The organism is Tsukamurella hominis (assembly GCF_965137015.1).
GTDB classification, from domain to species: domain Bacteria; phylum Actinomycetota; class Actinomycetes; order Mycobacteriales; family Mycobacteriaceae; genus Tsukamurella; species Tsukamurella hominis.
On record NZ_CBCRZG010000021.1, the window covers coordinates 14,152 to 33,010 of the forward strand.

The 18,859-nt window shown below is 72.1% G+C and carries 17 protein-coding genes and 1 pseudogene; 11 read left to right on the forward strand and 7 right to left on the reverse strand.

The window, feature by feature from the left end; translation table 11 throughout:
- Window positions 1-27 precede the first annotated feature (27 nt).
- Window positions 28-1,365 carry a L,D-transpeptidase gene (locus ACM9LD_RS20445; protein WP_415678384.1) on the forward strand — a complete coding sequence of 446 codons (1,338 nt, stop codon included), beginning with the start codon at window positions 28-30 and terminating at the stop codon, window positions 1,363-1,365.
- A gap of 720 nt (window positions 1,366-2,085) precedes the next feature.
- Here the strand turns inward: ACM9LD_RS20445 and ACM9LD_RS20450 are convergent.
- Complete coding sequence (locus ACM9LD_RS20450; protein WP_415678385.1) at window positions 2,086-3,303, reverse strand: MFS transporter; 1,218 nt, start codon at window positions 3,301-3,303, stop codon at window positions 2,086-2,088.
- Window positions 3,304-3,479: 176 nt separating this feature from the next.
- Between ACM9LD_RS20450 and ACM9LD_RS20455 the strand changes: the two are divergent.
- Window positions 3,480-3,539, forward strand: a pseudogene (locus tag ACM9LD_RS20455) (ArsR family transcriptional regulator); the annotation flags it as partial.
- Between the two features lie 28 nt (window positions 3,540-3,567).
- Here ACM9LD_RS20455 and ACM9LD_RS20460 read toward each other — a convergent pair.
- On the reverse strand, window positions 3,568-4,350 hold the full coding sequence (locus ACM9LD_RS20460) for a DUF998 domain-containing protein (RefSeq protein WP_415678386.1): 783 nt from the start codon (window positions 4,348-4,350) through the stop codon (window positions 3,568-3,570).
- A 9-nt stretch (window positions 4,351-4,359) separates the two neighbouring features.
- On the reverse strand, window positions 4,360-5,244 hold the full coding sequence (locus ACM9LD_RS20465) for a cytochrome c oxidase assembly protein (protein WP_415678425.1): 885 nt from the start codon (window positions 5,242-5,244) through the stop codon (window positions 4,360-4,362).
- Window positions 5,245-5,312: 68 nt separating this feature from the next.
- Here ACM9LD_RS20465 and ACM9LD_RS20470 point away from each other — a divergent pair, with 68 nt between their 5' ends.
- The 7 genes from ACM9LD_RS20470 (at window position 5,313) to ACM9LD_RS20500 (ending at window position 12,938) form a co-directional block, all read left to right on the forward strand.
- Window positions 5,313-6,002 carry a response regulator gene (locus ACM9LD_RS20470; RefSeq protein ID WP_415678387.1) on the forward strand — a complete coding sequence of 230 codons (690 nt, stop codon included), beginning with the start codon at window positions 5,313-5,315 and terminating at the stop codon, window positions 6,000-6,002.
- Between the two features lie 5 nt (window positions 6,003-6,007).
- Entirely contained in the window at window positions 6,008-7,054 is a 1,047-nt protein-coding gene (locus ACM9LD_RS20475; RefSeq protein WP_415678388.1) for a sensor histidine kinase, read from the forward strand.
- A 69-nt stretch (window positions 7,055-7,123) separates the two neighbouring features.
- A complete protein-coding gene (locus tag ACM9LD_RS20480) occupies window positions 7,124-9,274 on the forward strand; it encodes a solute carrier family 23 protein (protein WP_415678389.1) in 2,151 nt (716 codons plus the stop codon).
- Window positions 9,275-9,422: 148 nt separating this feature from the next.
- Entirely contained in the window at window positions 9,423-10,073 is a 651-nt protein-coding gene (locus ACM9LD_RS20485) for a hypothetical protein (RefSeq protein ID WP_224644894.1), read from the forward strand.
- Window positions 10,045-10,743, forward strand: a complete 699-nt coding sequence (locus tag ACM9LD_RS20490) for a response regulator (protein ID WP_415678390.1) — start codon at window positions 10,045-10,047, stop codon at window positions 10,741-10,743. The genes ACM9LD_RS20485 and ACM9LD_RS20490 overlap by 29 nt, the downstream gene beginning before the upstream one ends.
- Window positions 10,740-12,131, forward strand: a complete 1,392-nt coding sequence (locus ACM9LD_RS20495) for a sensor histidine kinase (RefSeq protein WP_415678391.1) — start codon at window positions 10,740-10,742, stop codon at window positions 12,129-12,131. The genes ACM9LD_RS20490 and ACM9LD_RS20495 overlap by 4 nt, the downstream gene beginning before the upstream one ends.
- 9 nt (window positions 12,132-12,140) lie before the next feature.
- Window positions 12,141-12,938, forward strand: a complete 798-nt coding sequence (locus ACM9LD_RS20500) for a glutamate racemase (RefSeq protein WP_415678392.1) — start codon at window positions 12,141-12,143, stop codon at window positions 12,936-12,938.
- A gap of 159 nt (window positions 12,939-13,097) precedes the next feature.
- On the opposite strand, the gene ACM9LD_RS20505 is transcribed toward ACM9LD_RS20500, so the two are convergent.
- The 3 genes from ACM9LD_RS20505 to ACM9LD_RS20515 all read right to left on the reverse strand — a co-directional run bounded on the left by ACM9LD_RS20505 (window position 13,098) and on the right by ACM9LD_RS20515 (window position 16,362).
- Window positions 13,098-13,658 carry a hypothetical protein gene (locus tag ACM9LD_RS20505; RefSeq protein ID WP_415678393.1) on the reverse strand — a complete coding sequence of 187 codons (561 nt, stop codon included), beginning with the start codon at window positions 13,656-13,658 and terminating at the stop codon, window positions 13,098-13,100.
- A gap of 230 nt (window positions 13,659-13,888) precedes the next feature.
- Window positions 13,889-15,469: an ABC transporter permease gene (locus ACM9LD_RS20510; RefSeq protein WP_415678394.1), complete on the reverse strand. Its 1,581-nt coding sequence runs from the start codon at window positions 15,467-15,469 to the stop codon at window positions 13,889-13,891.
- On the reverse strand, window positions 15,466-16,362 hold the full coding sequence (locus ACM9LD_RS20515) for an ABC transporter ATP-binding protein (RefSeq protein ID WP_415678395.1): 897 nt from the start codon (window positions 16,360-16,362) through the stop codon (window positions 15,466-15,468). Before ACM9LD_RS20515 ends, ACM9LD_RS20510 begins: the two co-directional genes overlap by 4 nt.
- 65 nt (window positions 16,363-16,427) lie before the next feature.
- Here ACM9LD_RS20515 and ACM9LD_RS20520 point away from each other — a divergent pair, with 65 nt between their 5' ends.
- Both ACM9LD_RS20520 and ACM9LD_RS20525 read left to right on the forward strand, forming a co-directional pair.
- Window positions 16,428-16,889 (forward strand): GbsR/MarR family transcriptional regulator, encoded by a 462-nt coding sequence (locus tag ACM9LD_RS20520; protein ID WP_224644900.1) that lies wholly within the window; start codon window positions 16,428-16,430, stop codon window positions 16,887-16,889.
- 31 nt (window positions 16,890-16,920) lie between these two features.
- The gene (locus tag ACM9LD_RS20525; RefSeq protein WP_415678396.1) at window positions 16,921-17,793 is read left to right on the forward strand and encodes an aldo/keto reductase family oxidoreductase; all 873 of its coding nucleotides are present in this window, start codon (window positions 16,921-16,923) and stop codon (window positions 17,791-17,793) included.
- Window positions 17,794-17,876: 83 nt separating this feature from the next.
- On the opposite strand, the gene ACM9LD_RS20530 is transcribed toward ACM9LD_RS20525, so the two are convergent.
- Window positions 17,877-18,656: an ABC transporter permease gene (locus tag ACM9LD_RS20530; protein ID WP_415678397.1), complete on the reverse strand. Its 780-nt coding sequence runs from the start codon at window positions 18,654-18,656 to the stop codon at window positions 17,877-17,879.
- Window positions 18,657-18,859: the final 203 nt, after the last annotated feature.

Consider the following 18,859-nt stretch of genomic DNA (forward strand, 5'->3'; position numbering starts at 1 on the left):
AATCAGCGAGGGGAACGACGAGTGAGCATGTTCAACGAGCGCGTCGGTCGGCGCGCGGTCCTGGTCGGCGCCGCTGCGGCGGTGCCCCTGGTGGCCGCCGGCTGCACGATCGGCGACCTGACCGGTGGCGGCACGAGCGCGGGGCCGTCCACGCCGCCGCCCGACCCGGCCGAGGTCACCGTCACCCCGGCCGACGGTGCCCAGGCCATCAGCCCCATCACGCCGGTCACGGTGTCGATTGCCAAGGCCGTCCTCGGCTCGGTCACGTTGACCGACGCGAAGGGTGTCGCCGTGGAGGGCGCGCTCTCGACGGACATGCTGACCTGGAAGGCGTCGAAGCCGCTCGAGTACAACGCCCAGTACACGCTGGTCGCGAAGTACGAGACGCTGGGCCAGCAGCGCGAGAAGCGCACCACCTTCTCCACGGTCACCGTCGACGAGACGAACAAGACGCTGCCCTACTTCGAGAACACGGGCGGCATGTCGCTCAACGACGGGGCCGTCTACGGCGTCGGGCAGGTCGCGGTCGTCCACTTCGACGAGGCGATCAAGGACCGGGCCATGGCCCAGAAGCTGCTCAAGGTCACCACCACGCCGCCGGTCGAGGGCGCGTGGATGTGGACCACCGACAAGACGGTGGCGTGGCGGCCGAAGGACTACTACCCGTCGGGCACGAAGGTCGCGATCGAGGTCAACGCCTTCGGCAAGGAGGTCAGTCCGGGGCTGTGGGGCGAGAAGGACATCGCGATCGCGTTCTCGATCGGCGAGTCGCACGTCTCCATCGCCGACGACAACACCAAGCAGGTGCAGGTCTTCGTCAACGGCCAGATGGTGCGGTCGATGCCCACGTCGATGGGCCAGGGCGGCAACGAGGTCATCAACGGCCAGACGTTCCACTTCTGGACGCAGCGCGGCGTCTACACGGTGCTCGACAAGGCGAACCCCGTGATCATGGACTCGTCCACGTACGGGCTGCCGATCAACTCGCGGCTCGGTTACAAGCAGACCATCGGCTGGGCCACCCGGATCAGCAACGACGGCATCTACCTGCACGCCCTCGACAACATCGGCGCGCAGGGCGTCCGCAACGAGTCGCACGGCTGCCTCAACCTGAGCCCCGCGAACGCGCAGTGGTTCTTCGGGCTGTCGCAGCCGGGTGACGTGGTGGAGGTCCGCAACACCGGCGGCCCCGCGCTCGAGCAGTGGCAGAACGGCGACTGGTCCGTGCCCTGGGCCACCTGGGTCGCCGGCAGCGCGCTGCCGCCGGGTGCGCAGGGTGATGCTTCGGGGACCACCTCCGCGGCCCCCTCGCCGTCGACGGTGCCGTCCACCGACGCGCCCGCGTCGGGTACCCCCGGAGGCTGATCCTGCGGCGCTGCAGCTGATTTCGCCGCGGCGGCGAGCGGTTCGGTGCGGGGGCGGTGCGTGGCCGCGTCCGCGGGGATGATGTGTCGTCGCGTTCTGCGGTGAGGCCTTCCCGGTCACCACGTCCGCCAAGCCCGGCCCGCGAAATCGCGCGACTCTCGGATTCTGTCCGATATGGACACCGCGCCGCGGACACCGCGCCGCGGACACCGCGCCGCGGACACCGCGGACACCGCGGAGGCGAGCGCGGCAGCTCGGCATCCGCCACCTGCATCGGCGACCGTTGGGCAATGGGGTGTGTTCGTCCCCCGCGCCGCGCCGAGAGGAGCGTGCGGCGCTCGGTCCCCCACGAGAAGCCGTTCTTTTCATGGGGGCTCGGCCGTCCCCCGCGCGGCGTCGTCTCCCCCACGGCGAGCCGTGGGGGTTCATTCGTCCCCCGCGCGGCGCCATTTCCCCCACGGGAAGCCGCGGCGTTGGGTGGGGGAGCGGTCGTCCCCCGCGCGGCGCCGTGTCCCCCACTCTGAGCCCATTCCCCCTTTGGCGGGCCGTGGGGGTACTTATGTCCCCGCGCGGAGCCGATTCCCCTCTGGGACGCCACTTCCCCCGTCGGAGACCGGCAGTCACACCGTGTCCGAAACGGACAGAATCCGAGAGCGGCGAGGCCGGTGCCATCACCTCGTCGACCCACTGGGGGCCTCGCTCGCCGGACTGGACCCGCGCCTACGCGACGACGGCGGACCGTCGACCGCGCAGGCCGATCGCGGCGGCGCCGAGGCAGGCCAGGGCTACGGCGGCGGCGAACCAGGGGAAGATCGTGGCGGTGGTGTACTGCGTGGCGAGGTATCCGGCGATCACGGTCGGCACGCCCATCGCGAGGTAGCCGAGCAGGTAGTAGGCGCTCATCACCTGGCCGCGGGCGTGCGCGGGCGCGACGGAGCCGAGGTGCCGCAGCGAGCCGCCGAAGGCGAGGCCGAAGGTGGCGCCGAGCAGGATCGTGTCGACCACGATGAGCCACGTCTGGCCGTAGCGGACCGCGACCACGGCGAGCGCCAGCGAGGCGGCGAGGCCGATGTCGCCGACGATGGCGGTCGGCCGGGCCGGGTACCGCCCGCCGATGAACTGCGAGATCGCGGAGGCGATGGCCATCACCGCGACGAGGCCGCCCGTGAAGATCACCGAGCCGTGCCCGGTCACGTGCTGGACCAGCGCGGGGTAGAGGCTGAGGAAGACGCCGAGCACCGACCACGCGGTGATGATGCCGATGCCGGAGAACCAGAAGTCGGCGGTGATCTCCCCGGGCACGCCGGGGCGGCTGAGCCGGACCCGCTCGCCGGTGCGCCCGACGTGCGGCTCGATCAGCGCGATCACGCCGAGCAGGATCGCGAGCACCACGACGCCCATCGTCACGAACGGCGTGCGCAGCGGGTGCGGCGCGTACTGCGCGACGGCGGCGGCGCCCAGTGCGGTGACCGCGATGCCCACGTTGAGCGCGACGCCGGACAGCATGCCGTTGCGGGCACCGTCGGTGGGCCGGACGTCGAGGAGGGCCGCCCCGGCGACCACGGTGATCGAGCCGATGGCCGCGCCGTGGAGGAACCGCGCGAGGATCAGCTGCCACTCGGCGCCGGCGAACAGGAACAGCAGCAGGCCCACGAGGATCGTCCCGACCGCGGCGAGCAGCACCGGCTTGCGGCCGATGGCGTCGGAGATCGGCCCGACGGTCAGCGCCGCGCCCAGCGCACCGATCGCGTAGACGGCGAAGACGATGGTGGTCGACAGCGCGGACATGTGCCATTGCTGCTGGTAGAGCGGGTACAGCGGCGACGGGAGCCCGGAGACGCCGAGGGCCAGCGCGAGCAGCGTGAGCAGGAGGGCGAAGGACCAGCGCTGCGGGTGGACGTGGGTCGACGGTGCCGCGACCTGCTGCGCCAGGCTCATCCCTACCTCCGGGTGTACGGTGGTGGTTCGACGATCGTCGAACCGTTGGCAACACTACACCCGGTTCGACGAAGATCAAACCGTTATCTCAGGGAACGAGAATGATGACCGACGCGACCGCCACCGTCCCGCTGCACACCGTGCTCAGCGCGCTGGCCGATCCGGTGCGCCTCGAGATGGTGCGGCGGCTGCATCGCGAGCGGCGCCCGCTCGTCTGCGCCGAGCTCTACGACGGCGTCACCAAGGCCACCGCCAGCCACCACTTCAAGGTGTTGCGCGAGGCGGGACTGACCCGTCGTGACGATCTGGGCGCGACGGCGCGGCAGCTGCTGCTGATCGACGAGGTGAACGCGGCGTATCCCGGTCTGCTCGATGCGGTTCTGCGGGCGGCCGAGCGCGAAGCTGCTGGTCGCGAGGCCGCCGGGCCTGCGGTGACGTCGCGAGAAGCGCCAGCCACAGCGTGAGCGTGAGCACCTGCGAGCGCTGGGCCAGCCCCAGGTAGAGCGCGGGTTCCAGCATCGCGGCCAGCGTCCACGCGGTCGCCAGCAGGTACGCCATCCCCATGCCGAGGGGGAGCCGCGCACCGTCGAACCCGGAACTCCGCCGCCACAGCCCCCATGCGAGCACGGCGACCACCCCGCCGAAGCCCGCGATCCCCGACGAGACCGCGTGCCCGACGTGCGTGAGCGGCACCTGGCCGGCGGCCTCGCGGGCGGCGCAGGCGGCGTCGGCGGTGGGGGTGCAGGAGAGTGGCATGAGGGCGTCGCACATGGTCGCTGCGCCCAGGACGAACAGACCCACGAGCGCGACGAGGGCGAGCTTCGGCATCGGCCGCGCGGCGCGGAGGGCCAGCGCCGCCGCGACGACGAAGGCGGTGCCGGCGAGCAGGTCCGTCGCGCGGAAGAACTGGGCGTTCGGCTGCCCGACGGACCCGGTCTCGCTGACGTAGGAGTACAGCGGGCTCAGCTGCGAGCCCAGCAGCGGCGCGATCATCCACGCGGAGTAGAGGGCGCAGCCCGCGAGCAGGATGAGGCGGGCGCGGCGCATGACCCCAGACTACTGACGACGCAGTTCGCGCAGGTAGGCGTTGTACGCCTCGCGTTCGTCCTCTTCCCGACGGTCCGCCCCCGCCCGCTCGGCGTCGCGCCGCTCGGACCGGCGCCAGCGCAGCGCGAACAGGCAGGTCGTGATCATCGCGATGGGCTCGCCGTAGGACCAGGCCAGGGCCCCGGCGATGGACTGGTCGCGGAGCGGGTCGATGCCCCACGCGGCCGGCGGCGCGGCGAAGAGGCCGACCACGGGCGTCGTCGCCATCATGAGGATCACGCCGATGAAGACGTGCAGGGGCATCTCGATGAAGATGTCGAAGAAGCGCATCAGCCAGGAGTCGCGGCCGGGCAGCGGGCCGATCGAGAGGATCGGGATGATGAACAGCAGGCCCGCGCCCAGGAAGAAGACCTGCAGCGCGGTGTGCCCGAGCCACGTCCCGCCGATCGCGTCGACCACGCCGCCGAGGTAGACGCCGTAGTAGCTCATCAGGAACAGCGGGATGGTGAAGCCCGAGTGCAGCAGGATCCGCGGGGCGGGGCTGCGCAGCAGGCCGAGCGCGGCCCCGAGCACGATCCGGCCGAGCCCGCGGTGCGGCGTCGCGCGCAGCAGCAGCACGCCGGGCGCCCCGCCGACGAGCAGCGGTGGCACCAGGATCGACAGAGTGAGCTGCTGGAACATGAACGCGCTGAACAGGTGCCACGAGTAGGCCTCGATCCGCAGCCCGGTGACGCCCGCGAGCACGACGCAGCCGAGCAGGAAGCTCACGACGCGCGCGGCCGGCCACCGTCGGCCCTTCCGGCGCACCGTCCGCACCCCCAGCAGGTACAGCGCGGCCGCGACCGCCGCCGCCAGCGGCAGCACGGGGAGCGCGGGCGGATCCCAGGAGAGCATGCCCAGGATCGACGGTGCCGGCGCCGGAGGGTCTGGAATCAGCACATGCGCATATTACTATATGAAGAATGAACACCCACAAAGTACTCGTGATCGAGGACGAACCCGCTCTCGCCAGGCTGGCGCAGGAGTACCTCACCCGCGACGGCTTCGACGTCACCACCGCCGCCGACGGCGAGCGCGGGCTGGCCCTGGCGCGCGAGCTCGAGCCGGCGGTGATCCTGCTCGACATCGGCCTGCCGCGCCTCGACGGGCTGGAGGTCTGCCGCGCCGTGCGGTCGTTCAGCGACGCCTACGTCATCATGCTCACCGCGCGCGGCGACGAGCTGGACAAGATCGTCGGCCTGTCCGTCGGCGCCGACGACTACCTCGTCAAGCCCTTCAGCCCGCGCGAGGTGGTGGCGCGGGTGCGGGCCATGCTGCGCCGCCCGCGCACCCTGCCCGACGGTGCCGCCGCCGCCCGTCGGTTCGGCGAGCTCACGGTCGATCCGCTGGGGCGCGAGGTCCGGGTGGGAGAGCGTGTCGTCGAGCTCACCGCCACCGAGTTCGACGTGCTGGCCACCCTCGCGCGCAGCCCCAACGTCGCCTTCTCGCGCGCGCAGCTCATCGAATCCATCTGGGGCCCGGGCTGGGTCGGCGACGAACGGCTCGTCGACGTGCACGTGGGCCGCGTGCGGCGGAAGCTGGGCGACGATGCCGGCGACCCGCGCTTCGTGCGCACGGTGCGCGGCGTGGGCTACCGGATGGGCCCCGGATGAGGCGGATGCGCGACATCGGGATGGGCGGGCGGATGGGCGGCATGCTCATGGCCGTCTCGCTGGGAACGCTCGCCATGACCGCCGTGGTCGACTTCGTGGTGTGGCCGCTGATCCTGGGGCGCACCGGCGCCGTGTCGGTGAACGTGGTCGCCGTGATCTTCGGATTCGGTTCCGCGGTGGCGTTCTCCGTCGTGGCGAGCGTGTTCATCGCGCGTCGCCTGGGTCGCACGATGGCGAAGCTGGAGGGCGCCGCGCGGCAGGTCGCCGACGGCCGCTCGGGGGTGCGCGTCGCCCCCGTCGCGCTGGGGCCGGAGGCGGACGGACTGGTGTCGGCGTTCAACGAGATGGCGGTGCAGCTCGAGTCCAGCGACCAATCGAGGCGGAGGTTGCTCGCCGACCTCGCGCACGAGATCCGCACGCCGGTCAGCGTTCTCGACGGCTACCTCGAGGGCATCGCCGACGGGGTCGTCGAGCCGGACGCCGCGACCCTCACCATGCTGCGCACGCAGACCACGCGCCTGGCGCGGCTCACGGACGACGTGCTGTCCGTGTCGCACGCGGAGGAGGGCGCGCTGAACCTGCGGCCCAGCGCGGTCGACGTGATCGAGGCGCTCGAGGCCGCGGCCGCCGCGGCGGCGCGGGCGTACGCGGACAAAGGGGTGCGGCTGCACCTGCGGATCGGCGCTGGGGCGCGTCGCGCGATCCGGGCGGACCGCCAGCGCCTCGACCAGGTGTTGGCGAACCTGCTCTCGAACGCGTTGCGGCACAGCGACCCGGGTGGGTATGTCGAACTCGAGGCCGACGGCCATCCGCACCGCCGGATCCGGATCGCGGTGGTCGATCACGGCGACGGCATCGCCGCCGAGCACCTGCCCTGGATCTTCGAGCGCTTCTACCGCACCGATGTCGCCCGGGATCGTGACCACGGCGGCAGCGGCGTGGGTCTCACCATCAGCCGCGCGATCGTGACCGCCCACGACGGTCACCTGTGGGTCGAGTCCGCCGGCCCCGGCCGCGGTGCCGTCTTCGCGTTCACGCTCCCCGCGCCCTGATCGCGGGCTTCACGGAACCTTCACGGCATCGCGGCGGGGCGGCCACACCGCGCCCGCACAGTGGTGTCCATGCAGGAGAAACTCAGAGACATAGCGCGTTTCGACGGGCCGTCGTCGATCGTCGTCTTCCTCGTGGCGCTGCCACTGTCCCTCGGCATCGCGCTCGCCTCGGGCGCGCCGCTCATGGCGGGCCTCATCGCGGGCGTGATCGGCGGCATCGTCGGCGGCCTGATGGGCGGCTCGCCGCTGCTCGTCAGCGGCCCGGCCGCGGGCCTCACGGTGGTCGTCGCCGAACTCATCGCGACCTTCGGCTGGAAGGTGACCACGGCGATCACTGTCGCCGCGGGCCTGGTGCAGATCGGACTGGGTCTGAGCCGGATCGCCCGTGCGGCGCTGGCCATCTCGCCGGTCGTGGTGCACGCCATGCTCGCCGGCATCGGCGTCACGATCGTGATCCAGCAGGCCCACGTCCTGCTCGGCGGCTCCTCGCGCAGCTCGGTGCTGCAGAACCTCACGGAGCTGCCCTCGCGGATCGGCGCCCTGCACTGGCCCGACCTCGCCGTCGGCCTCGTCGTGATCGCGGTGATGGTGCTCTGGCCGAAGCTGCCCGCGACGTGGCGGCGCGTCCCCGGCGCCCTCGTCGCGGTGACGGCAGCGACGGTGCTCTCCCTCGTCGTCCCGATGAACGTCGAGCGGATCCGCCTGAACGGCTCCATCATCGACGCGATCGGCCTGCCCGCCATGCCCACCGGGAACTGGGGCGCCGTCGCCCTGGGCGTCCTCACGGTCGCGCTCATCGCCAGCGTCGAATCCCTGCTCTCCGCGGTCGCCACCGACCGCATGCACGACGGCGCCAAGACGAATCTCGACCGCGAGCTCGTCGGCCAGGGCGCGGCCAACACCGTCTCCGGCCTGCTCGGCGGACTCCCCGTCACCGGCGTCATCGTGCGCAGCGCGACCAACGTCGCCGCCGGGGCCCGCACCCGCTGGTCCGCGGTCCTGCACGGCGTCTGGCTGCTCCTCTTCTCCGTCGCGCTCTCCGGCCTCGTCGAGAAGATCCCCACCTCCGCCCTCGCCGGCCTGCTCATCGTGATCGGCGTCCAGCTCGTGAAGATCGCCCACATCCGCACCGCCCGCCGCACGGGCGACCTGCTCGTCTACGCCGTCACCATCGGCGGCGTCCTGTTCCTCAACCTGCTCGAGGGCGTGCTCGCCGGGCTGGTCGTCGCGCTGGTCCTCGTCCTGTGGCGCGTCGCGCGGGCCCACATCGAGGCCGTGGTCGACGGTGCCGGGCGCTGGCACGTCACCGTCGACGGGACGCTGTCCTTCTTCTCGCTGCCGCGCCTGACGCGGGTGCTCGCGACCGTCCCGCCCGGGCAGGACGTCGCGATCGAGCTCACCGTCGACTTCCTCGACCACGCGGCGGCGGAGGAGATCCAGGAGTGGGCGCGGCGCTACCGGGCCGCGGGCGGGACCGTCACCGTCGACGACCTGGGCGGTGCGGCTCTCGACGCGGCCGCGACGGTCACGCCCCGTCGGACCACGGAACGGCCGGCCGAGCGCGGCCTGCTGCCCTGGCGCGCGCACGCCCGCGGCGGCCTCGCCGACGGGATCGCCCGCTACCACCGGCGGCACGCGGCCCTGCTCAGCGACGACTTCGACCAGCTCAGCGGCGGTCAGAAGCCGGAGGCGCTGTTCCTCACCTGCGCCGACTCGCGGGTCGTGCCGAACGTCATCACGGGCAGCGGCCCGGGCGACCTGTTCACCGTCCGCAACGTGGGCAACCTGGTCCCGCCCGCGGGCACGGACCCGTCGATCGAGGCTTCGCTCTCCTACGCCGTCGACCAACTCGCGGTCCGGCAGATCATCGTCTGCGGGCACTCGGCGTGCGGCGCGATGGGCGTCGCGCTCACCTCGCCCGCCGTGCCCCCGACGATCGAGCGCTGGATCGAGCACGCGGCACCGTCGACCGCGGCCTTCCGCGCCGGGCACCCGGTCCGTGCCGCGGCGGCGGACCAGGGCTTCGGCACCGCCGACCAGCTCTCCCTGGTCAACGTCGCCGTGCAGGTGGCGGCGGTGGCGGAGCACCCGTTGGTGCGGGACGCGGTCGCCGCGGGGCGGGTCGAGGTCATCGGCCTGTTCTTCGACATCGCGTCCGGCCGGGTGCTGCGGGTGACGGACTCGGCGGTCGTGGAGGCGGACACTCTCACCCACGCCTAGCGACGCGCCGGCGCGGCGCCGCGGACCTCACCCCCGCGGCGCCGCGCGTTCCCGCACCGCACGCCCCCCCCGGATTGCGACACGGCTGTGACATTCGCGGGGCGAAACGGAGGCGGGCCGACGACGATGAGGGACAATGCTCGACGTCATGTTCGCAACCACACGCCCCTGGACCGCCGCGACGACGGCCGTCGTCGCCGCGCTGGCCTTCGCCGGGCTCTACCTCGCGGTCGTCGGAACCGCATCGGGCCAGGTCATCGACCACGAGCTCATGCGGACGATCTCCGCCGCGTTCGGGGTCGAGAACCCCGTCGAGGGCGCCCTGGGCCGCTACCAGCTGCCGATGATCGCGGCCGGCGGCCTCCTCGTGGCCGCGGTCGTCGCGAGCCGCCGGTCCAAGACGGTCGCCGTCTCCGCCGCGCTCGTTCTCGGCTCGACGGTGGCCGGCGCCTACCTCCTCAAGGCCCTGCTCGAGCGGCCCTCCTTCGGCATCGGCCCCGAGCTCAACTCGTTCCCGTCCAACACCGTCGCCGTGGTCGCGGCGCTCGCGGTGATCCTCGTCGGCTCCGCCGCGCGGCGCTACCGGGCCCTCGCGCTCCTCGTCGCCGTCGGCGCCGGGAGCGTGGTCTCCGTCCTCGTCGTCGCCCAACAGTGGCACCGCCCCGGCGATGTCCTGGGAGCATGGTTGGTGGCCGTCGGCGCCGCCGCGGTGGTCCGGGTCGGTCAGGCCGCCTGGGCCTGGACCTCCGACGTGGAAGGGAGCCTCACGGGTGGTCAGACTGCTGCTCATCGAGGATGACCCGGCGATCGTCGACGCACTGACGCTCTCGCTCGGCCGGCTCGACCACACCGTCGAGCACCTGGCCGCCGCCACGGACGACCTCGAGCAGCGGGTGACCGCCGCCGATGCGGTGATCCTCGACGTGGGCCTGCCCGGCGAGGACGGCTTCGCCGTGTGCCGCCGCATCCGCCGCTCCAGCACCGTCCCGATCCTCATGCTCACGGCCCGCTCGGACGACATCGACACCGTCGCCGGGCTCGAGGCCGGCGCCGACGACTACGTGGTCAAGCCCGTCAGCCCGCGCGTGCTCGACGCCCGGATCAAGGCCGCGCTGCGCCGCTCCGCGCCTGCCGACGCCGCCCCGGCACCGTCGGGCGAGGTGGCGGCACCGTCGGACGACGGTCCGCTGACCGTCGACCGGGCCGGCGCGGAGGTGCTGCGCGACGGTGCACCCCTGCCGCTCACGCCCACCGAGAAGCGGCTGATGTACGCCTTCGCCGACCATCCCGGCCAGGTGCTCAGCCGCGAGCAGCTGCTGGCGATGGCCTGGAACCAGGACTTCCTCGGCGACTCCCGGCTGGTGGACAACGCGATCCTGCGGCTGCGCCCCAAGATCGACCCGCCCGACGGGACCAGCCACATCGAGACGGTGCGTGGCTTCGGCTACCGGTTCCGGCCCACGCCGTGATCGCGGGCCTGCGCACCCGGATCCTCGCGATCATCGTGATCGTGACCTGCCTGACGGCGGGCGTCACCGGCGTCGCGGTCGCGATGGTGGTGCGGGACTGGGTGTATCAGGACGCGCAGGACGCCGTGCTCACCACGTTCCGGCACGACATGGAGACGGTTGAGCGCCAGGCGGTGCGGGTGCCCGGCACCGGCGAGGGTCCGGCCCGATGGACCCAGGAGAGCGTGCGGGAGACGTTGCCGGACGACTACACCGTGGAGATCAACGGCGTGGTCGTCAGCCAGGGCTCCGCGCCCCCGCAGGACTTCCCCGGCGCGATGCGGCGCGAACTCGAAGCAGTGCCTTCGCTGTACCGTTTCCAGCGATTGCCCGACGGGAAGGTGCTGGTCGCGCACAGCGTGAATCGGCCGACGATCTTCGACGCGGAGAGCGTCGTGATCTACGGCGTGCACCCGCTCGAGGACGTCGGGGCCCGGTTGAACCGGCTCACGTTACTGGTCGTCGTCGCCGTGGCGGGGAGCGCTCTGCTCGGCATCCTCGTCGCGCTGATCGTCGCGCGCACGGTGACCCGGCCGCTGAGCCGGATCCAGGCAGTCGCCGCGCGCGTCACGGACGGCGACACCGAGGCGCGGCTGCCCGCGACCACCGTGACCGAGCTGCGCGACCTCACCGACACCTTCAACTCCATGCTCGACCGGCAGAACGAGTCGATCGACGTCTTGCGCCACCAGGACGCACGGTCGCGGCGGTTCGTCGGCGACGTCTCGCACGAGCTGCGCAGCCCGCTCGCCGCGCTCGTCCCCGCCGCCGAGGTGCTGCGCGAGGAGGCCGCGACCCTCGGCCCGGACTCCGACCTGCGGCGTGCGTCCGAGCTCGTCGCCTCCGAGGTCGACACGCTCGCCGGTCTCGTCGACGACCTGCTGGAGATGACGCGCCTCGACGCCGGGGCCGCCGAAGTGCGACGCGAACCCTTCGAGCTGGTCGGGGCCCTGCGCGAGGCGCTCTCGGCCCGCGGCTGGCACTCCGTTCGGGTCGACGGTGCGCCGCTCACCGCCGAGTCCGACCGCCGCCGCGTCGTGGCGGTGGTGACCAACCTGGTGGGCAACGCGGTCCGGCACGGCGCGCCGCCCGTGACGGTGACCGTCGCTCCGTCGGTCGACGGTGCGATCGTCGAGGTCCGCGATCACGGGCCGGGGGTGCCGCCCGGCGACGAGGAGCGGGTCTTCGGGCGGTTCGCGAAGGCCCAGGAGGCGCGCTCGCGCGGTGCCGGCGGGGGAGCGGGCCTCGGGCTCGCCATCGCCCGGGACAACGCGCGCCTGTTGGGCGGGGACGTCGACTACCGGCGCGACGGCGCCACCACCGTCTTCCGGTTGCGGCTCGCCCGGTAAATTCGGGGCATGCGCGTAGCGGTGATCGACTCCGGTTTCGGGATGGTCAACTACGCCGACGCCCTCTCCCGCGTGCGGCCCGACACCGAGCTGGTGCTGGCCCGCGACCCCGACAACATGCCGTACGGCCTGCTGGAACCGGCCCGGATCTCGGAGTGCGTGGTCGCCATGGCCGGCGCCGCGGCCCGCTACGACGTGGACGCGATCATCGTCGCCTGCAACACCGGCTCCATGTACGCGCTGGAGGCGGCCCGCGCCCGCTTCGAGCCCGCCGTCCCCGTCGTCGGGGTGGTGCCCGCCATCCGCCCCGCGGGGTCGACGGGGCGCCCCTTCGCCGTCTGGGCGACGGCCGCCGCCACGGTGAGCGACTACCAGACCTCGCTCATCGACGCCTTCGCCGACCCGGCCCTCGCGCACCGCATCCCCTGCTACGGCCTGGCCGAGGCGATCGACTCCGGCGACCCCGAGCGGGTGGCGGCGGCGATCTCCGCGGCGGCCGCGGCGACCCCGGACGACATCGAGTCCGTGGTGCTGGGCTGCACCCACTACGGGCTGGTCAGGGAGCCGATCGTGGCCGCGCTGCGCGAGCGGACCGGGCGGGACGTCGCCGTCTTCGACTCGCCGGAGCCCGTCGCCCGGCAGACGCTGCGCCGGCTCGGCGTGGAGCCCGGCGGACCGTCGGAGCTGGGTGCCGTGGTGGCCGTGCTGGAGTCCGGGCGTCCGGGGGCGCTGCCCGCGTCGCTCGCCGCCTATCCCGCCGGCCGGCTGCTCCTGGAGCGATGCGGTCGCAGCGCGAAAACGCCGTGACAAAAGAATCGCGATGAGATATATGCATGACCGCAACTCTCCTGTTATCCTGAGAGAGCACTGACCGCAGCTGACTCGCTCGCTGCGGTCAGTAGTCATTTGCAGGGCTTTTGATCTCTCAAGTTAGCCCCGGGTCTCTCAGGTGAAACGTCAACTGTCTCAGAGGCTGAGATCGTCCGCCGTGGCCCGCAATGTGCGGTCCGTCAGGAGGCCGGAGAAGAGCGCCGCGGGGACGGCGTAGCGCTGTTTCGGACGGACCGTGAGGATCACCATCGCCCAGGACGGTTCGACCGCCTCGATGTTCGCGCGTTCGATGACGATTGTGTTGACGGGGTTGTCGATCCGGATGCGGGTCGCGTCGCTCCCCGCCGCCCAGCGGGAGCCTGCTCGCAGCACCTTGCGATTCTGCAGGTGCGCACACGCGGCGGTGGCCAGCGGGATCAGCAGGAAATAGACCGGCATGAAGATCGCCAGCAGAATGGCCAGGTCCCACCATGTCGTGCCCATGATCAGGAACAGTGCGGCCAGGAACAGCCCGAGGCCGACGGTGATCGCCAGCGTTCGCAGCCACGTCCGACGCGACCGGAGGACCGTCAGCGTCGCACGTCGTGCGTCGCCGGGCTGCGCGATCCACTCCGCCGTCACAGCGGGCATCCGGTCGGCGTCGTCCGGAGTCGGATCTTCCGGCGTAGAGGAGTCGGGCGGCGGTTCGTTGGTCACGAATGCAGTCTCACACGGTCGGTATCCCGGATCTGTGATGGGGCCAGGCGCCGGCAGTGGACGGATACTTGATCGGGCGATCCATACAGAAACTGAATAGCTGCAGGTGGTGGACCATCGTTGGGGGTCGACCTGGGGCTATTCAGTTTCTGTATGGAAGCGCGCGACGGCATCCCGGCTCCGCTGCCCCGGCGGTGCTGAGATGGCACCACCGGGGCTCACGTCGGCGCCTACGCGGCCAGGTCCCTACGGGACTCGGAGAACGCGGCCGCGATCAGACCCGCCGCGGCGATCACCACCAGGGTGATCGTGGCGCCGGTGAGCACGGTGGCGCCGGGCTGCGTCGCGACGTGCTTGAACGGCGAGACCTTCGCGACCCAGTCGGGGAGCTTCAGGACGTCGGCGATCATCGTGGTCACGCACAGCGCCAGCACGACCCAGCCCACGGACGACCAGCGCGCCGAGATCGCGCCCGCGAGAGCGGCGATCGCCGTGATCACCCACACCGCCGGCAGCGCGGCCAGCGCGGGGACGATCAGCTCGCGGCCGGCTGTCAGAGAGACGCCGACGCCGAGGGCGAGGCTCACCCCGGTCGTCGCGATCACGGCCGCGGTCAGGTGCGAGGCGTACCAGCGCAGCCGCGCCACCGGCGCCGAGAGCAGGTACTCCGCGCGGCCCGAGGTCTCCTCGGAGCAGGCGGTGTTGACGATCGAGATGCCCAGCGCGGCGACCGCCATGCCCATGATGGAGAACTCGGCGCCGAAGAACACGTCCAGCAGGCTGGAGCCGGATCCGCCGAGTCGCTCGAGCATCTCGCGCGTCCCCGCGTTGCCCGCCAGGGAATCGATCGCGCTGCCCATGCCGCCGAAGGCGAGGCCCACGGCCAGCATGCCGACGCTCCAGCCGATCAACTGGCCGCGGTGCAGCCGCCAGGTCAGCGCCTCCACGGAGCCGAGCAGGGCGCTGCCCCGCTCGCGGCCCCGGCCCACGGGGATGAGGCCCGCACCCAGGTCGCGCTGCGCGGCGATCCGTAGCGCCACCGCGGTGAGCACCACCGACGCCGCGAGCAGCAGCAGGATCGGCCAGGGCCGGTCGTCGGCGAACGGGCGGATCTGCTGCGCCCAGCCGAGCGGCGAGAGCCACGACTCCCAGCCGGGCTCGGCGGGCAGCGTCCCGTCGGTCCGGATGACGGAGACGTCGCCCACGGCCCGGAGCAGGTAGGCGCCGCCGAGGCCCACGGCGAACAGGCCGCGCGCGGCGCGCGCACCCTCCGTGAGCTGCGCGCAGAGCAGCGCGAACGCGGCGAAGACGATGCCGGTGAACGCCCAGAGAGCGCCGAACATGAAGCTGCCCTGCGCATCCGCGCCCATGCCGACCAGCGTCAGCGCGCTGAGCACGCCGATCGCCAGGCTCAGCGCGGTGGTCTCGATGAGCGCGGCGAGCGGGGGAGCGGTGCGATCGATCGCGGAGGCGCCCAGCATCTCCCGGCGGCCGGACTCCTCGTCGGCGCGGGTGTGGCGGATCACCAGCAGGCCGGTGAGCAGCCCGAGGGCGGCCGCCATCATGACGACCATCTTGATCATGCCCACGGCGCCGGTGGTGGCCGAGTAGACGGGGCCGAACATCGCGACGAGCGAGGGATTCTCGCTGGCGGCGCGCGCGGCGGAGTCGAGTGAGGCCTGGTCGGCGTAGGTGGTCTTCGCCGTCGAGTAGGCCGACGCCGCCATCGCGACGTAGAGCAGGAGCCACACCACCAGCTGGATGCGGTCGCGCCGCACCACCAGCCGCAGGGTGGCGCCGAGGCCGGTCATCGCACGGCCCCGGCGGTGTCGTAGTGCCGCAGGAAGAGCTCCTCGAGCGTCGGCGGGCGGCTGGTCAGCGACGTGGGGCCGGCGGCCGCCAGTTCGCCGAGGAGGCGCCCGAGGTCCGCCGCCTCGACGCTGAACGAGACGCGGTCACCGTCGGCCTGCAGGTCGTGCACGCCCGCGGTATTCGCGAGGTCGACGGGGTGCGCCAGCGTCGCCTCGACCCGGGTGCGGGAGAGGTGGCGGAGCGAGGCCAGCGAACCGGTCTCGACGGACGCACCGTCCTTGATGATGGTGACGGTGTCGGCGACCCGGTCCACCTCGGACAGGATGTGACTCGAGAGCAGGATCGACGTGCCGTCGGCCTTCGCCTCGGCGAGGCACTGCGTGAAGACCTCCTCCATGAGCGGGTCGAGGCCGGAGGTGGGCTCGTCGAGGATCATCAGCTCGGCGCGGGCGGCGAAGGCGGCGACGAGCGCGACCTTCTGCCGGTTGCCCTTGCTGTAGGTGCGGGCCTTCTTCGCGGGGTCGAGGGCGAAGCGCTCGATCAGCTCGGCCCGGCGCGCCTCGTCGAGCCCACCGCGCAGGCGCCCCATGAGGTCGATGATCTCGCCGCCGGACAGGTTGGGCCACAGCGTCACGTCGCCCGGCACGTAGGCGAGGCGGCGGTGCAGCTCGGGAGCCTGCGACCACGGGTCGCCGCCCAGCAGCTCGACGGTGCCCGAGGTCTTCTTCAGAAGGCCGAGGAGGACGCGGATGGTGGTGGACTTGCCCGCTCCGTTGGGGCCGAGAAAGGCGTGGACCTCTCCGGGTGTCACGTGGAGGTCGAGTCCGGTGAGTGCGTGTGCGCTACCGAAGGTCTTGGTGAGGCCCTCGACGCGGATGACTTCAGTTGTCATGTCGCCGACGCTACGCTCAGTTCACAAATTTGTGAAGTGTCTGAATTGTGGCTATCGTGACCTGCATGGACGCGCCGGACTTCGTGGAGAACATGGCAGCCGCGTTCGTGGACGCGGGTATGCAGCGCATGGCATCCCGCGTCTTCGCCGCGGTGCTGACGTCGCCGGAGGCGGCGCTCACGCCGTCGCAGATCGCCGAGCGGTTACAGGTGTCCGCCGGCGCCGTGTCGGGCGCCGTGCGGTACCTCGAGCAGACGAGCATGATCCGCCGCACGCACGTCCCGGGGTCGCGGCACAGCCTCATCACCCTCGGCGACGACATCTGGTACGAGGCCTTCGCCGCCCGCAACCCGATCCTGGAGCGGTGGCGCGACGTCGCGATCGAGGGGATCGAGGAGCTGCCCACGGGTGGCCCCGCGGCCGAGCGGCTCTCGGTGATGCGCGACTTCTTCGAGTTCATGATCGACGAGCTCCCCGAGATGATGGAGCGCTGGCGGAAGGTCCGCGAGGCCAAGCACGGGCACTGACACCGGGCGGTCGCGGTGCAATGATGGGTGCATGACTGCAACCACCCTGCCCGGCGGCACGTTCGCTCTCGGCGGCGACCTCACGGTCACCCGATTCGGTTACGGCGCCATGCAACTCGCGGGGCCGCACGTCTTCGGCCCGCCCGCCGACCGCGAGGCGGCGATCGAGGTGCTGCACGACGTGATCGACCTCGGCATCACGCACATCGACACCAGCGACTACTACGGGCCGTTCGTCACCAACGAGATCATCCGCGAGGCGCTGCGCCCCTACCCGGAGTCGCTGCACATCGTGACCAAGGTCGGCGCCCGCCGCGACGACACGGGCGGCTGGCCGCCGGCGCTGGCGCCCGACGACCTGCGGCGCGCCGTCGACGAGAACCTCGAACGCCTCGGCCTCGACGTGATCGACGTGGTGAACCTGCGCGTCGGCGACTTCGACACCCCCAGCGCCGGCTCGATCGCCGAGCCCTTCACCGTGCTCGCCGAGCTGCAGCAGCAGGGCCTGATCCGGCACCTCGGCGTGAGCACCGTGACCGCGGAGCAGGTCGCCGAGGCGCAGTCGATCGCGCCGGTGGCGTGCGTGCAGAACTTCTACAACATCGCCCACCGCGTTGACGACGAGCTCGTGGATTCGCTGGCGGCGCAGGGCATCGCGTACGTGCCCTACTTCCCGCTCGGCGGATTCAGCCCGCTGCAGTCGGACGCGCTGAACGCCGTCGCGGCCCGGCTCGGCGCGACCCCGATGGCGGTCGCCCTCGCGTGGCTGCTGCAGCGTTCGCCGAACATCCTGCTGATCCCGGGCACCTCGTCGGTCGTGCACCTGCGCGAGAACGTCGCGGGCGCGGCACTGGAACTCCCGGAGGACGCGCTCGCCGAGCTGGACGCGATCGGCACCCGCTGATCTTCGGTGCGTGTCGGTGACGACACGCCGAGTCCCGGTCGCAGAGATGCACCGAGGCTCCGTCGGCGATCCTTCGTACGCGGTCAGTAGTTCCGCGGGCCCGTCTCGTACCGGCCGGCCGCGACCAGCCAGGTCACGGCGACGACGGCGATCGGCGTCACGCACAGGATCGCGATCAGCACGTACAACTGCATCACCGCAGCGGCCAGGGGCGAGGCGCCGCCGAGCACCATGCCCACGAAGGCGCCGGGGATCGTGACCAGCCCGACGGTGCGCGTCTGGTCCAGTGCGGGGATCAGGGCCGTCGCGGCCGCGGTGCGCGCCAGCTCCAGCCGCACGAACAGCGGGTCCAGGCCCAGCGCGAGGCCCGCCTCCAGCTCGCCGCGGCGGGCGGCCAGCTCCTCGAGGGCCCGCTTCCCGGCGAGCCCCGCGCCGGCCATCGCGGCGCCGATCGCGCTGCCCGCCACCGGGATCACCGCGATCCCACGCGCCGGAAGGACCCCGCTGGCCATCAGCGCCACCGTCAGGACCGCCGCCGGGCCGGCCACCGCCGCGGTCGTCGCCGCCAGCTCCGACCACCGCGGCCTTCGCCCGACGATGCGGCGGGCCGCCGTCCACCCCGCCGTGACGCCCATGAGCAGCACGAACGCCGCCGTGAACCACAGGCTCCGCACGATCAGGCTGAGCACCATCCCGAGCACCGCGAGCTGCACCGTCGCGCGGACCGTCGAACCCAGGATCGCGGGGCCGTAGCCGGTGCGCCCGAGCCACGCCACGGCGGCGCCCGTCAGGGTGAGGGCGACGAGCGCGACGGCGAGTCCCGGGCCCACCGTGAGCAGCTCGCCCGGATCGTTTCCGGTCACGTCGTGGAAACCTAGCCGAAACGAGCGGTCGGCGGAGGTTCGCAGGTGCATCAGCGCAGGTCCAGCCCGGTAAGGATGACCTTTCATTTGGTGATCCGAGGCGGGGAAACTAAGATTTTCGGTACAGCCAACGATGCCTGAGGTGATCTGCAGTCCCGGATCGCCGAACCTTGAAGAACCCGTTCCGCCGTGAGGCGCTGCGT